Origin of the sequence: Lacihabitans soyangensis, assembly GCF_024343775.1 — a bacterium.
Classification (GTDB): Bacteria; Bacteroidota; Bacteroidia; order Cytophagales; family Spirosomataceae; genus Leadbetterella; species Leadbetterella soyangensis.
Map to the genome: position 1 here is coordinate 18,828 of NZ_RJUF01000016.1, position 15,326 is coordinate 34,153.

Consider the following 15,326-nt stretch of genomic DNA (forward strand, 5'->3'; position numbering starts at 1 on the left):
AACGAATTTTGTTTTAAAGTATCAAACGGAAATTTCTTGCAAAAATTACCCTAGAAGGCTTTTACCGTTTCTATAAAGCATTTTACTTTGTCTGGGTCGGTGTCAGGATAAACCCCATGACCAAGATTGGCTATGTAATTCTGCTTTCCAAATGCCGTGAGCATGGCTTTGGTGTGCCTTTCCACTTCGGATGTTGGTGCGTATAACACACATGGGTCTAGATTTCCCTGAAGAGTTTTGTTCGGTATTAGTTTACGAGATTCGGCAATGTCCATGTTCCAATCCAGACCTACCACATTACAAGCTGTTTTTCCTATTTCTTCTCTTGCAAAAAATGCTCCTTTTGCAAAAACCGTTATGGGAGCCTCATCAATGGCATCACAGATTTGTGCAATGTAAGGTAATGAAAATTCTCTATATTGTTCAGGTGAAAGTATACCCGCCCAGGAGTCGAAAATTTGAACGATATCTGCCCCGTGAACAATTTGAGCTTTAAGATAAGCCATGGTGGCATCTGTAATTCTCTGAAGCAAGGCGTGAGCCAATTCTGGCTCAGAATACATCATTTTTTTGGCTCTTGAAAAGGTCTTTGAGCCGTGACCTTCTACCATATAGCAAAATATAGTGAACGGTGCACCGGCAAAACCAATCAAGGGTACTCGTCCGTTTAACTCTTTTTTTACAATATCAAGGGCATCCAAAACATAAACCAAATGGTCAACTGGATTACCTTTTGAAAGCTTATCAAGGTCAGCTTTTGATTTTATTGTTTCCGGGAATATGGGCCCTTTGGATTCTATCATTTCATAGGGTAATCCCATGGCTTCTGGAACCACCAAAATATCAGAAAATATGATGGCTGCATCAACTCCTAAAATATCAACAGGTTGAATGGTGACCTCAGCGGCCATTTCAGGTGTAGTGGCCAGTTTTATAAAACTTCCGGCTTGTTCTCGCACTTTTCGGTATTCCGGCAATATCCTTCCTGCTTGACGCATCATCCAAACCGGAATTCTCTCTACTTGTTGGCCTTTAGCGGCTCTAAGCAATAAATCGTTCTGTAATTTCATATCGCAAAATTACGCAGATAATTGTCTTTTGGATGTTTTTTTGATTGAAAAGATAAAACGCAGTGCAAAAAAAATGCCCCAAAAGGGGCAAGATTTTTTATTGTGTGTTTAGTGTTTTATCTGTTAATAGCTAATCCATCTTGTGTGCTTACAGGGTACAAGTTATGTTTTGCCTGTATTTTCTCAAGTTCTTTTTGCAAATATCCCGGAGGATAAAAACCTTTAAATTTTCCTATTTGGCCATTTTTTGGGTCAAATACTATCATCGTAGGAAAAACGTCTACGGCAAATCGGTCTACTATTTCCATACCATCAAAGGTGTCAATGTCTACTTTGTATACAATGAAATTTTGGCTTAAATAATTTCCCAGCTCTTTGTCCGAAAAGGTCTCTTTGTCCAGTTTCTGACAAGGAGCACACCAAGCAGCCCAAAAATCTAGAATGATAGGCTTTCTCTGCTTTTTAGCTTCTCTTATCATGTTGTCGTAAGTGCCTTTGTAGAAACTAAATCCGACTGGTTTGGCTTTAATGGCCTTGAAAGAAGATAACCCAACGAAGGTTACGGTTATTATTAAAAAAGCTACAAGTTTTTTCATTTTTTTTGAATTTTACTCATTTACGGAAGGTCAAAAACCCTGCCATAGGATGCCAATAGTGTAAAAAAACTTAATAAACTGTACTTCTTAATTTGTAAGTGACTGGTATTTAGTTGTTTGTGAATAAAAAAAAGTCTAATATTTTTAATACTAGACTTTTCTGTTTATTGTAAAAAGACTATTTAAACCTTCCAAACCCAACCGAAAGTATCAGCTACTTTTCCAGTTCTTATTGCATTAAGGGCATCTTTTAATTTACTTGAGACCGAATCGTGAGTAATGGCTGGCAAAACATAATCATTGCCTTCAAAGCCTATAGCTGCGAAGGGAGATACTACTACCGCAGTGCCTGCTCCAAAAACCTCAGTAACAGAGCCATCCGCAATACCTTCGATTATTTCAACTACGGGTACTTTTCTTTCTTCAACTTCAATATCCATAGACTTGGCCAACTGAATAAGCGTATCTCTAGTAATACCTTTCAGGATAGTTGTACTTACTGCCGGTGTTATTATTTTGCCTTCTTTGACAAACATAACGTTCATAGTGCCCGACTCCTCAAAATATTTGTGTTCTATGGCATCCGTCCAAAGTAACTGGGTATAACCTTGCTCGGCAGCCAGTTTAGCAGGGTAAAGTGAAGATGCATAGTTACCAGCACATTTTGCATATCCAACACCACCCGGAGCAGCTCTGATAAACTCAGTCTCTACTTTTACTTTGGGTGGTGTAGAGTAATATTTTCCCGCAGGACTCATGATAATCATGAATCTGTAGTTTTGAGAAGGTCTTACGCCCAAGTACACGTCACTTGCAAACATAAAAGGTCTCAAATACAAAGAGTTGTCTTCGCCTTTGGGTACCCAAGCTGCATCTATTCTTAACAATTCTTCCAAACCACCGATGAAGATTTCTTCCGGTACCTGAGCCATACACATTCTTTCGGCTGATATATTAAAACGTTTGAAGTTTTCTAATGGTCTAAACATCAACACTTCGTCGTCTTCGTTTTTGAAAGCTTTCATCCCCTCAAAAATAGACTGGCCGTAATGCAGCGACGCCAGTGCTGGATTGTAGGCGATGTCGCCATAAGGCACAATTTCAGGAGTTTGCCACACACCATTGACGCAGTCTGCAACCAGCATGTGGTCGGTAAATAGTGTACCAAACGCAATATTGTTTGGGTCTAATTGATTAATTCTGCTTTGCTCAGTTCGCCTGATTTTGATGTTCATTGTTGCCGTTTCCATTGTACCTTGTTATATTAGAGTTTGCAAGTTATTTATTTTTTTTAAATTAGTTGTCAAAGCAAGTAATTTTTCTAAAAAAATAAGGCAAAAAAAATGCCCGAATTTGATTTTCAGGCATTTAAATTTAGTTTTTTTATTTCTGACCGGGCAGTTTATCAACAAACATATCTCGTATTTCCAGTTTGGGATTATCCAGTGGATAGGCTGTGTTCAGAACGTCTACCTTCTTTGTACCTTTTACACGTGCATTTGCATTGGTTGTATTAGCAGATATACCTGTAATTTGTTTGATGGCTACTGAAAGCAAAGTTTCGTTTTCGTCTCCAAAAGGTAAGAATGGTATAGCATTGTCTGCAACTTTAAAGTTTGGAGTAAAACCGTCTTTACCACCATATTCTGACTGACCCAAAGAGTTAACGGTTCTCAAAACAATCGGTTGCATTCCCCATTTCCATCTTTTTTTATCGTCAGATAAAGTTATAGAACCTACATTTTTACCATAGGTATTGTCACCAATCAATATTACATCCATATAAGGTTTTAGGTTGTTTATGATCAACTCACTGGCTGAGGCTGTTCCTTTGGAAGTAAGAACAAAAACTCTATTCAAGGTACCCAAATTGTTAGGTTCATTAAGCCAATCGGTATCAAATACATCGTTGCCGTATTTGCTTTTGTAAGCTTTTGTTAGTTCAGTATTCCATTCTTGTTTGCTCATTAAAGTACCTGGTTTCAGGTTTTTAACTATTAGCGAACTGATAATATCTGATGAAGAAATATAGCCACCACCATTGTACCTTAAGTCGAGGACCAATTCGTTTACTCCTTTGGCTTTGAATTCTTTGAATACATTTCTTATGTCTGAATCAAACTGAGTAAGGAATTGTAAATAAACCAAGTATCCAATTTTCTTATTTCCTTTTTCAATAATAGAATAGTGCTGGATAGGATTGGTTTGTACTTCTGCTTTCACAACATCGACCGTTTTCGTATTGGCGATAATTTCTGAACCATTGTAGTCACCCATTGTAAATTTCAGATTATCTGTTGAAAAAGCAGCATTGTAATTTTCGGGGGTTAACTCGTTACCATTTACTTTCACAATGAAATCTCCTCTCTTTAAACCGGCTTTGTCCGCTGGTGAGCCTTTCAAAGCGTAGGCTACAGAAAGTGCCACTTTGGTTTTGGCAGTGTTGGAGTAGAAAGGTGTAAAACGAATTCCAACCACTTTGTTTACACCCTGTAATGAAGCTGTTAGTTCTGCCACGTCTTCTTGAATCCAAGAAAATCTATCTAATTCACCTGGTTTTATAAGCAATGACTCGAAATAATCTGCTGGAGACAATTTGTTGTTAGTACTTGCTTTGGCAGTAAGTTGATTTTCCCAGAGATAATAACTTTTCATGGTGTCATATATCCAACCATTTACCTCGGCGTTTGGGTTGGTGGTGCTGGTGGTGTCCTCAGTTTTTGGAAAAACTTCAGTGAGTTTTTTACAGGAAAATGAGACTGAAACCAATAAAATAAAACCCCAATATTTGATTTTCATTTGATAAATGTGTTTTTCAATTATACGTAAAACTAACCACAAAAGTTGTTCCGTCTTTTTATTAAAGATGGAAATTATAGAAAAACGAAACAAAAGTCAAGACCTTTTGGTATTTCTTACGCTTTTTGAACAACAAAACAGTCTATAAGTTTAACTTTGTAAAAAATATTCTTGAAAAATGCCCTTGCTCGAACCGCTGTATAATATTGTAGAATTGTGTGCATTACATGGTATAAGTGATGCCATCATTTGTCCGGGTTCCCGAAGTGCAGCACTTACTTTGGCTTTTGCAAGAAATTCCAGAATAAGGACACGAGTTATTGCGGATGAACGTTCGGCGGCTTTTGTGGCTTTGGGAATGGCCATGCAATCAGGTGACACAGTTGCCTTGGTGTGTACGTCGGGTTCAGCGGCACTTAATTTCGCTCCAGCCATAGCGGAGGCTTATTTTCAGGAAATTCCACTATTAATTCTTACGGCAGATAGGCCACCCGAGTGGATTCATCAATACGACGGTCAGACTATTTTTCAAGAAAATATTTATGGCAAACATGTTAAGAAAGCGTATAATCTGCCCGTAGATTATAACCACAAAGATGCACAGTGGCAAATGCAGCGATTAGCCAATGAAGCTATTCATCTTTGCCAGTCTGTTCCCAAAGGCCCTGTGCATGTAAATGTACCCATTCGAGAACCTTTTTATCCGGAGGGAAATGAACGGGTTTTTCCGATTGTTCAGCAGGTTTATTTTATTCCCCAAAAGGCTGTATTGTCATCAGAGGCATGGGTAGATTTGCTTGATATTTGGCAAAAATCAGAACGAAAATTGATTGCGATTGGCCAAAATTCGGAGGATTTGAATGAGGAATTAAGTGGATTGTCAGTGGAAGAAGGTGTGGTGGTGCTGGCGGATATTATTTCAAATGTAGGTGTGGAAGAAAAAATAAGTAGTCACGATGTTTTTTTATCCAAAGCCCAAAATCTTAAACCTGATTTATTGATTACGGTGGGTAAGTCTTTTATTTCCAAGGGTTTTAAGCAATATATCAGAAACCATAAACCAAGCTATCACTGGCATATACAACCTCATCCTGACCTCATAGACCCCACACAGTCCATTAGTCATAAAATCGAGGTTTCGGCTAAGTATTTTTTCAAGGAATTGCTCGAGACCACAGATTTGCAAAAACTCAAAACTGGAGATGAGGAAGAAGAAAATGACTATTTTCTGGAATGGAGTGGCCTAAAGGAAGTTTCATTAAGATATTTAAATAAATTTCTAAATAATGTGGACTTTGGAGAGCTCAAGGCAATTGCTATGTTGTTAGAAAGTCTGTCTGCCGACTTTGTCTTGCATTTGGGGAACAGTATGCCGGTTCGTTATGCCAATATTCTGGGTGGAATATCTAAAGAAGGATTCGAAGTAAGTGCCAATAGGGGTACAAGTGGAATAGACGGAATCGTTAGCACTGCCATCGGTCAGGCACTAAAGACTACAAAAACCGTTGTCTGTTTGGTAGGAGATGTCTCTTTCTTTTATGATAGCAATGCCTTGTTTTTTGGTGAATTGCCTCAAAATTTAAGGATAGTCATGATTAACAACGGTGGTGGGAATATCTTCAGGATCATTGATGGTCCCTCAAAACAAGATGAGTTAGAAAGTCATTTTGTTACCTCACAAACCCGCACGGCAGAAAGTTTGGCGATGGAATCAGGTATTCGATATTTAAAAGCTACCAACATGATTGAGATGGCCGAGGGCTTGGAAATAATAACAAAGGGCGACCCGAGAGCCGCCCTTCTTGAGGTTTTTACCGACGGCCAAGCGGACGCCGAAATATTTAAAGCCTTAAAGGCAGGATTTATTTTATAAAAGAAACACCTTGTGTTGGGTTTTCAAGAACCCACTCCGTACTAACCGCCGTAGCCTTTTTATCTTTGGTGTTGATGTAGGTCGATTCTACTGGAAGTTTAACTCCAAGCTTGGTGTCAGCATATTTTTTATGGTCCAGTGTATGCGTTACACCGTTAATAATCCACACTTCCCTTACTAACATTCCATTTGATTTATCAAAAAAGTATTCTCTTTTGATGCCAGTTTTTTCTAAGGTCAATTTCGAGGTATTGGCACCCTCAACCGTGGCATCTACAACTGATCCCACGAGTTTATAGCCTTTGTCCTCAAAATTATAAAATGGCATTAAGCCATCCTTTACTTCGAGCATCAAATCCCCTTTCTCTTTGTCATTGAGGTCTTTGGTAGTGTATGAAGGAGCTTTGTCACGACTACCCATCGGAATCTTCAGCCAACCAGCATTTCCATTCAAAACATAATAAAAGTCTCTGTCTAAAATGGATTTTTTCCTTGAAAATTTATTTTCATCGCTCGCTATGGTTACTTCTTCGTTAAAATCGGTAGCTGCATTGGCCTTATATGCTCTTTTGTATTGAAAAGTATTTATAGACGAAATTTTGTCTTCGCCACCTACGGCAGCAAGAAATTTGTTAATCACTTCAGCTGCTGTTTGAGCTTCGGCAAATAACGGTAATATGGCCATTAAAATAAAAGTGCTTATTTTCTTCATTGTTGTTGTATTATTTGGTTCAAATGTAAAGGCAATTTTTGGATTTACATTTCATGAATGTTTTCTTTAACTTACCATTAACGCAATTTTTGCATGACTTATTGACTAAAAATTGGATATTTTATCAAATAAACGAGGTGTTGGTAAGGAATAAAAAGTATCTGAAAGCTAACAAGTGTTTGAAATTAATTATTAAATTTGGAAGGATTTATTTGAACATCTAACCCTTACATAAAATGAAAAAAACTATTATCGGCGTTTCAGTCGGAGCAATTATCTTGTTTATTTGGCAGTTTATTTCTTGGTCAGCTGTAAATCTACATTCTAACTCTCAACAGTACACACCTAAACAAACTGAGATTTTGAAATATCTAGGTGATAACCTAGAGGAAGGTTTTTATTATTTGCCAGGCTCAGCACCAGGTACTTCTGCTGAGGACGTACAGAAACAATGGGAAGAAAACAATGGTAAGCCTTGGGCTCAAATTTATTATCACAAAGCCATGAGCACTGCCATGACTATGAATTTGGTAAGAGGTTTGGTTGTAGATTTATTAGCTGTTTTTCTTTTGGTTTTCATGATACAGAAAATGGGCAATGCAAGTTTTCAAACCATTGTTCTCTCGTCTTTGTCAGTGGGATTAATAGGTTATTTGTCAGTCACTTATGTCAACTCTATATGGTTCCAAACCAAAACCCTTATTGATTTGCTCGATGCGGTAGTAAGTTGGGGTGCCATAGGCCTTTGGTTGGGATTTTGGTTAAGAAAAAAATAATTTTTGAAATAAACTGAGTATAAAAAAAGGAGCGAACGCTCCTTTTTTTATGAAAATCACTTTCAATCTTGGGAAGAAATTTTCCCTAAAGTCTTTGCATTAATTTCTTAATAGCCAGAGGTTTCCATTCGGCAAAATCACCGGCCAAAATGTGGTTTCTGGCTTCGCCTACCAGCCAAAGATAAAATCTCAAATTATGGACACTGGCTATTTGGGCTGCTAACATTTCTTGACATTTGTTGAGGTGTTTTAGGTAAGCTTTTGAGTAAAAAGTACTTACATATCCGCCTAATTCTTGGTCTATTGGGCTGAAGTCATCTTCCCATTTTTTGTTTCTAATGTTTATTATTCCTTGTGTGGTAAACAACATTCCATTGCGGGCATTTCTGGTCGGCATCACACAGTCAAACATATCTGTTCCTAAAGCTATACCCTCCAAAATGTTCTCTGGAGTACCTACACCCATCAAATATCTGGGCTTGGATTCAGGTAAAATGCCGTTTACTATTTCGAGCATTTCGTACATATCTTCTGCTGGTTCACCAACCGATAGGCCACCTATGGCATTGCCGGGTTGGTCTTGAGAAGCTATGAACTCGGCCGATTGAATTCTTAAATCTTTGAAAACACTACCTTGGACAATGGGGAAAAGTGCTTGGCTGTGTCCGTATTTGGGTTCGGTTTCATTTATTCTTTTCACACATCTTTTCAGCCATCGGTGTGTCAGATGCATAGATTTTCGAGCATATTCGTGGTCGCAAGGGTAGGGAGGACATTCGTCAAAAGCCATGATGATGTCAGCACCAATTACCCTTTGGATGTCCATCACGTACTCTGGTGTAAACAAATGTTTCGAGCCGTCAATGTGAGAGTTGAAATAAACACCTTCCTCAGTGATTTTCCTGATTTCTTTAAGGCTAAATACTTGATAACCACCTGAGTCCGTCAGGATAGGCTTATCCCAGCCGTTAAATTTATGTAACCCTCCTGCTTTTTCGAGAATATCAAGGCCTGGTCTGAGGTATAAATGATAGGTATTTCCTAGTATTATTTGGGCTTCTACTTCTTCCAAAAGTTCTTTGGTATGTACGCCTTTCACTGTTCCAGCCGTACCGACGGGCATAAAAATGGGGGTCAAAATTTCGCCATGATCCGTGGTTATTTTGCCTGCTCTGGCCTTGGTTTGGCTGTCTGTTTTTTGAAGTTCAAATTTCATTTTGCAAATTTCAGGCTTTATGGGCTGATTAACAAACCTTTTTTGAAATTGGAGTTTTGTGAGCGTGTCCTTTTAAATTACTCATATTTGAAAGATTCTAAAAAAGGAATACTATTTTTGCATAAGTTTTCATTCAAACCCCGTAAACATTGGAATTTGTTTTCCCCATAATTTTCTTTGTAGCATTGGCTATACAGCTCGTGTATGTGCTTTTTGTATTCACCAAGCTTGTTAGTCACAATGATTTTGAGACTCAAACCGATTTTCCGCCAGTAACAATCATAGTAGCTGCCTCCAACGAACTCCAAAATCTACAAGAGCTTTTACCAATTTTAGATAATCAGGATTATCCGAATTTTGAGATATTAGTGGCCGACGATAGATCGAGTGATGGCACTTACGACTATTTACTGACTAACGAAGGAAATATTAAGAAGTTGAGTTTCTTGAGAATTTTGGATCTTCCGCAACATTTTACGGCAAAAAAGTATGCTGTCACTATGGCCATAAAAAAAGCCAAAAATGATATTTTGTTGTTTACTGATGCTGACTGTAGACCCGAAAGCGATCAGTGGCTTAAAACCATGGTGGCTCAAATGGATGCTGGAAAGGATATTGTACTTGGTTTTTCAAAGTATAAGTTTATGCCAGGGGCACTGAATGCCCTCATCCGATATGAAACTTTTCAGACGGCCGTTCAATATTTGTCTTTTGCATTGGCCAAAGTGCCTTACATGGGCGTTGGAAGAAACTTGATGTACAAAAAATCGCTTTTTTGGAAAAACAATGGATTTACTAGACATTACGGACTTTTGAGCGGAGACGACGATTTGTTTATAAATGATGCCGCCACAAAAGACAACGTGGCCATTTGTATTAGCGAGGAGGCTGTCACAAACTCTATTCCAAAAGAAACATGGGCAGAATGGTTTGTTCAAAAACGCAGGCATTTGTCGGTAGGTAAAAGATATAAATTCAAAGACAAACTAAATCTGGGACTTTTGTGGATGAGTGAATTGATCTCTTGGTTTTTCTTTGTACCGATATTTTTTATCAGGCCCGACTGGTTCGAAGCACCGGAATGGTCTAGAATACCCAATGAGTTTTTGAAACAGTATGGTTTAGCTCATTGGTACCCGTTCAACGATTGGATGCGGTTAATACTTTTTGTATTCTGTATTTGGTTAGTAACCAAATGGATAGTTTTGGCCAAAGCCAATAAAAAGCTAAGCAATACCATAAAATCTTGGAAAATTCCGTACTTCGATTTTCTGTATGCAGTTTATCTTTTTGTCTTCGGAATCATAACTTTATTCTCCAATCCGAAGAAGATCAAGTGGAGGTGAGATGATTTCTTTTGATACTTTATAAGTCCAAGAGCGATTTTTAGTTACCTAGGAACCGTAAAGTACATAACCGTAGCTATGAACGAGAAAACTAAATTTGGCAGCCAAACAGCCAGCAGTGCTGGCATATCACCGGCTTCAGCTATACCTTTTGACATGATATAAAAGAGGATATAGACAAAGGCCAATACAAACCCAATGGCAATTTGAAGCCCAACACCCCCACGGGTTTTTCGGGCGGAGACTATCAGCCCCATAAGTGAGAGGATAATAACCGCAAAAGGAGTTGCAAAACGTTGATAGTACTCTATTTGGAAAATTTCCACACCTTCTGCTCCTCTACTATTTACTAAGGCTATTTGCTTTCGGAGTTGCGGAATAGTCATGGTTTCGTGGATATTTTTGGTGTTTTCAAAATCCGTTGGAAACATATTGACGGCAGTGTCTAAGGGTACCGCACCGCTGGCTATGGTGAGTTGGTCCTTGAGTATGCCTACTTTTCTAATTTTGTAGTCGTACAACTGCCATTTTTTTATTGAATCAATATATACGGCCCTTCTTGAGGTGAGTTTTTCGACCAATTGGTTGTTTTCTACTTTTTCTAAAGTGAAGTCGTAGGCTGTTTTACTGGTGTTGTCATAAGACGAAAGATAGGCATAAGTATTTTTGTCCACCGCCATGTGAATGTCTCGATCAGCGAAGTAGTATTTGTCCTCAATGTACTGATTTTCAAAGGCTATACGGGTTTTGTTGGCTTTAGGCAATACCCAGCCTACCATAAAAAATGAGAAAACCGCCACAATACTTGAGCCTAGAATGTAAGGATACATTAATCTTCTGAAGCTGGTTCCTGTGCTCAAGATGGCCACTATTTCTGTGTGAGAAGCGAGTTTGGCCGTGAAAAATACAGTAGAAATAAATATCATCAATGGGCTGATGTAGTTGGCCCAATATGGTGCAAGGTTAGCATAATATTGAAGAAAAATGGCTTTTGTAGGAGCTCGGTGTTCTATAAAGTTGTCATTTTTTTCAACAAAATCAATCACGACAATAACCAAAACAATGATGAATACCGCAAACACATAAGTACTCAAGAATTTCTTTATCAAATATTTATCTAAGATTTTCATATTGTTGGTTTTAACCGCTTCCTCGCAAAGACGCAAGCCTTCTGTTGCGAATTTCAGGGTTTTATTTGAATTCCTAAATTTATGCAACTTCCATATTTCGAACCCAAAATTAACAGAAAATTACTAAGGATTGGGATTTTAAGGAATTTTAAGAAGGGTTCACTGTTACTGGTTACTGGTGAACTGGTTACTGGGATATTGGTTACTGTGATATTGGTTACTGGTGAATTGGTTACTGGGATATTGGTAAAAGTAATGTTATTTACAAAAAAACGGAATTGTAATCCCTTTGCGTCTTCCCGCCTTTGCGGTGATTTTATATTCCGCCATCCTACTTCTAGTTTTCAACTTCCACTTATTAATCTTAATTTTGAAAAAAAATATAACAAATACAATTATGATTTCGGTAAACGAATATTTTGGAGGAAATGTAAAATCATTGGGTTATGCGACAGAAAATGGCAAGTCTACAGTAGGCGTAATGAACGAGGGAGAATACGAATTTAGCACTGGTTCGGCAGAAACAATGACAGTGATTCAGGGTAAAATGGAAGTTAAAATTCAGGGAGAAGAAGATATTAATGTTTATGAAGATGGTGAGTCGTTTGATGTTCCGGCTAATTCGAAGTTTTGGGTAAACGTGCCTTTTCAGACCAGCTATTTATGTGAATATGAGTGATATTTCTACAAAAAAGAACTCCTCAATCGTTAGTTTGAGGAGTTTTTTAGGTTTTGAGATAGATTTTGATACAATTTTACTTCACTCTCTCGCCGTGTTTGATAACCATTTTTACGTCTTGTAAAAGTGAAATATATCTAAGTACATCCCCTCTTACTGTTATGATGTCGGCATATTTTCCTGCACTTATGCTGCCGTAGTCTTTGTCAACTTTCATGGCTACTGCTGGCCAATATGTTGCTGCTTTTATGGCATACATTGGATCTATTCCCATTTTGTTTACCCACACATCCAGCTCATTCCAAGTGCTTTGGCTGTGAAATTTCATTGGAATGCCGCTATCTGTACCTATCACCATTACTACCCCAGTATCTTTCAGCTGATTTATTTTCTTTGTCAAAGTTGGCTTTCTGATGGGTGTCAACTGAAAATACGGCATTTGTCCTGGGTATTTTAGTGAGCCTTTGATGTCTTCAATGATGTCTTTCGGTAAACCCAAATGCCAGGAAGGATCATCCAATTTTTCGGGATTGTCTCTCACATATTCGTAGTTGTAAAGCCCTTCGACGGTTGGTGTCCAAAAAAGTGGTCCCATGTTCATTTTGGCAGTACGCTCTTTTATGGCGGTTATAATGTCCTCGGGATATTCTGGAGCGGACGAAAGTCCTGTATGCTCAAAACAGTCCACGCCGATTTCAAGACCAACTCGTATTTCGTTGGGTCTGTGGCTATGAGCTATCACTGGTAATCCATATTTATGGGCCTCATTTACAATGGTTTGTGCTTCTGACTTGGTCATTTCATCGTGGTCGATGAGTTTTATTACGTTCACGCCAGCGTCCGCCAGTTTTTTAACCTTGGCTTTGGCATCTTCTTCACCATAAATTCCCCATCGGAACTCCTCGGTTTTGGGATAAGGGCGGTGTTGAAGAAAAGGTCCAGAAACGTAAATAGTAGGCCCAGGAATTTTACCTTGGTTTATTTTGTCTCTAACATTTATACTTGCCTCCAGTGGAGCACCTAAGTCTCTGGCACTGGTTACACCTGCCATAAGTAGCTGATGTGCAGACGACGGCATAATGATAGACTCGAATTTTTTGATGTAGGTACTGTCCCAATGGGTGTAATTGCTGTGGCCATTGATCATCAAATGCACATGCATGTCCCACAAGCCAGGCATTACACTCATACCTTCAGTGGAGATGATTTCGGCGTCTTTAGGTATCGCCAATTCGCCGATTCGGCCAACAGCTTTTACTCTTTTGCCTTCAATGAGCACAATAGAGTTTGGAATAGGTGGCCCACCGAAACCGTCCAACAAGGTTCCTCCGACGAGAGCTTTTATTTTTTGGGCATAACTCATTTGAGTTAATAACAGTGAAAAAATAATGAACCAAGTTTTGTAATTTTTATTCATAGGTTTAGATGAAATTATAATTCAATTTAGGGTTTTTGTTTTGAAAAAATGATTTTAAATAGACCAATTCAGTGATTCAGACTATCCAAACCTCGAATTATCAAAAAAACTTCACCACCAATTCTATCAAGCGTTCTTTAAGGCTGTTGTATGGGGGCATGAGCAGTTCTAGTGCTGGCGGTAAATGCTGACGATAAACCCCTCGGGCATTGGTGAATTCCTGGAACCCAAAAAAACCATGGGCCTTTCCTATTCCTGAATTGTTCGAACCACCGAAAGGTAGATTTGGATTATAGTAGTGAAGGTCGTTGTTGTTTATACAAGTATTACCGGCACGGGTATTGTTCATTATATGTTCTATATTCTTCTCGCTTTTACTATAAATATATAATGCCAAAGGTTTTTCTCCTTCATTGATTTTGGCAATAGCCTCATCCAGATTTTTGTATGAAATTACAGGCAAAACTGGCCCAAATATCTCATTTTGCATTAATGCCGAGTCTTCAGGAACTTCACTTACCAGCGTGGGCTCTATAAAACTATTTTTAGTGTCTGTTTTCCCACCAAAAACCACTTTCGCTCCTTTAGAAACCGAGTCTTGTATGTAGCCATTTACTCTTTCGGCGTGTTTTTGGTTGACAATATGTCCATAAGAATCAGACGATTGTGCATCAGATCCATAAAAGTCGTTCAAGGTTTTCTTCATGGCTTCTATCAATGCTTCTTTTTTGGATTCATGCACCAAAACGTAGTCGGGTGCTATGCATATTTGCCCACTATTATGGAATTTTCCCCAAACTATTCGCTTGGCTGAAGTACTTATGGAGGCGGTTTCGTCTATTATGGTTGGAGATTTTCCTCCCAATTCGAGTGTAACCGATGCAAGATTTTTTGCAGCTGCGGCCATCACGATTTTACCGATGGCTGGTGCACCTGTGAAAAATATATGGTTAAAAGGTAATTCTAAAAGTGCCGTAGAAGTTTCTATTCCGCCTTCAATGAGAGCAACTTCGTTTTCATCGAATATACTCTTTATGAGTTTGGCTAAAACAGCTGAAGTGTGAGGTGTAAACTCTGAGGGTTTCAAAATGGCTGTATTTCCGCCAGCAATTGCTGATACCAAGGGACTGAGCAATAAATTAACCGGGAAGTTCCAAGGAGCAATAATCAAGCAAACACCTTTCGGTTCGTATTTGATGTATGAGGTAGAACCAAAAAATGCCATCGGTGTGTCGGCGGCCTGTTTTGACGTCCATTTGCCTACATGACTAATGGCGTGCTTTATTTCACTAGTAACTGGAAAAATCTCCGAGAGGTCTACATCAGCCTTGGGCTTTTTGAAATCGGCCATCATGGCATCTCGCAGCTCTTGGCGATAAGTATTTTCTAGGGCATTTAGCAATGCTCGAAGTTTAGCTTTACGACTTTTGATGGGGGCATTGGCCAAGTCAAACTGATGGGCTTTTTGTGACGCAAAAATCCTGTTTATCTTTTCAATATTCACTTCTTCTGAGATGCTTTTCATACTCATAGGTTTTTATTTGGTTGATTGTGATTCGAATATAAACTTTTTTTTTGAATGGCTATCAAAAATGAATTTTTCTGTTGAAAAATTGAATGAAATGTTTTCTTTGAAATTGTTGTTTTTCAAAAGATTATCGTGGGAATTTTATTATTTTTCAATTGTTTAAAGTAAAATCCCCATTCATTCG

13 protein-coding genes are annotated in these 15,326 nt (G+C 38.4%); 4 read left to right on the top strand and 9 right to left on the bottom strand.

What is annotated here, in order from left to right:
* Positions 1-50: 50 nt before the first annotated feature.
* The 4 genes from hemE to EGI31_RS07755 form a co-directional block, all read right to left on the bottom strand.
* Positions 51-1,070: a uroporphyrinogen decarboxylase gene (hemE, locus tag EGI31_RS07740; RefSeq protein WP_255036632.1), complete on the bottom strand. Its 1,020-nt coding sequence runs from the start codon at positions 1,068-1,070 to the stop codon at positions 51-53.
* A 116-nt stretch (positions 1,071-1,186) separates the two neighbouring features.
* Entirely contained in the window at positions 1,187-1,666 is a 480-nt protein-coding gene (locus EGI31_RS07745; RefSeq protein WP_255036633.1) for a thioredoxin family protein, read from the bottom strand.
* 182 nt (positions 1,667-1,848) lie between these two features.
* Entirely contained in the window at positions 1,849-2,916 is a 1,068-nt protein-coding gene (locus EGI31_RS07750; RefSeq protein ID WP_255036634.1) for a branched-chain amino acid aminotransferase, read from the bottom strand.
* A 133-nt stretch (positions 2,917-3,049) separates the two neighbouring features.
* The gene (locus EGI31_RS07755; protein ID WP_255036635.1) at positions 3,050-4,465 is read right to left on the bottom strand and encodes a S41 family peptidase; all 1,416 of its coding nucleotides are present in this window, start codon (positions 4,463-4,465) and stop codon (positions 3,050-3,052) included.
* A 178-nt stretch (positions 4,466-4,643) separates the two neighbouring features.
* On the opposite strand from EGI31_RS07755, the gene menD reads away from it, so the two are divergent.
* Entirely contained in the window at positions 4,644-6,338 is a 1,695-nt protein-coding gene (menD, locus tag EGI31_RS07760; RefSeq protein ID WP_255036636.1) for a 2-succinyl-5-enolpyruvyl-6-hydroxy-3-cyclohexene-1-carboxylic-acid synthase, read from the top strand.
* Here the strand turns inward: menD and EGI31_RS07765 are convergent.
* Positions 6,328-7,050: a hypothetical protein gene (locus tag EGI31_RS07765; RefSeq protein ID WP_255036638.1), complete on the bottom strand. Its 723-nt coding sequence runs from the start codon at positions 7,048-7,050 to the stop codon at positions 6,328-6,330. The two genes, menD and EGI31_RS07765, sit on opposite strands and share 11 nt — an antisense overlap.
* Positions 7,051-7,286: 236 nt before the next feature.
* On the opposite strand from EGI31_RS07765, the gene EGI31_RS07770 reads away from it, so the two are divergent.
* Entirely contained in the window at positions 7,287-7,826 is a 540-nt protein-coding gene (locus tag EGI31_RS07770) for a hypothetical protein (protein WP_255036639.1), read from the top strand.
* Positions 7,827-7,911: 85 nt separating this feature from the next.
* Here the strand turns inward: EGI31_RS07770 and tgt are convergent, their stop codons facing one another.
* Positions 7,912-9,042 (bottom strand): tRNA guanosine(34) transglycosylase Tgt, encoded by a 1,131-nt coding sequence (tgt, locus tag EGI31_RS07775; RefSeq protein ID WP_255036641.1) that lies wholly within the window; start codon positions 9,040-9,042, stop codon positions 7,912-7,914.
* Positions 9,043-9,191: 149 nt separating this feature from the next.
* Between tgt and EGI31_RS07780 the strand changes: the two genes are divergently transcribed.
* Entirely contained in the window at positions 9,192-10,388 is a 1,197-nt protein-coding gene (locus EGI31_RS07780) for a glycosyltransferase (RefSeq protein ID WP_255036642.1), read from the top strand.
* A gap of 44 nt (positions 10,389-10,432) precedes the next feature.
* Here the strand turns inward: EGI31_RS07780 and EGI31_RS07785 are convergent, their stop codons facing one another.
* On the bottom strand, positions 10,433-11,518 hold the full coding sequence (locus EGI31_RS07785; RefSeq protein WP_255036643.1) for an LptF/LptG family permease: 1,086 nt from the start codon (positions 11,516-11,518) through the stop codon (positions 10,433-10,435).
* Positions 11,519-11,915: 397 nt separating this feature from the next.
* On the opposite strand from EGI31_RS07785, the gene ppnP reads away from it, so the two are divergent.
* Complete coding sequence (ppnP, locus tag EGI31_RS07790) at positions 11,916-12,197, top strand: pyrimidine/purine nucleoside phosphorylase (RefSeq protein WP_255036644.1); 282 nt, start codon at positions 11,916-11,918, stop codon at positions 12,195-12,197.
* Positions 12,198-12,273: 76 nt separating this feature from the next.
* On the opposite strand, the gene EGI31_RS07795 is transcribed toward ppnP, so the two are convergent.
* Together EGI31_RS07795 and EGI31_RS07800 are read right to left on the bottom strand one after the other, a co-directional pair.
* Positions 12,274-13,614 (bottom strand): amidohydrolase family protein, encoded by a 1,341-nt coding sequence (locus EGI31_RS07795; RefSeq protein WP_255036645.1) that lies wholly within the window; start codon positions 13,612-13,614, stop codon positions 12,274-12,276.
* Between the two features lie 100 nt (positions 13,615-13,714).
* A complete protein-coding gene (locus EGI31_RS07800) occupies positions 13,715-15,145 on the bottom strand; it encodes an aldehyde dehydrogenase family protein (protein ID WP_255036646.1) in 1,431 nt (476 codons plus the stop codon).
* Positions 15,146-15,326 lie beyond the last annotated feature (181 nt).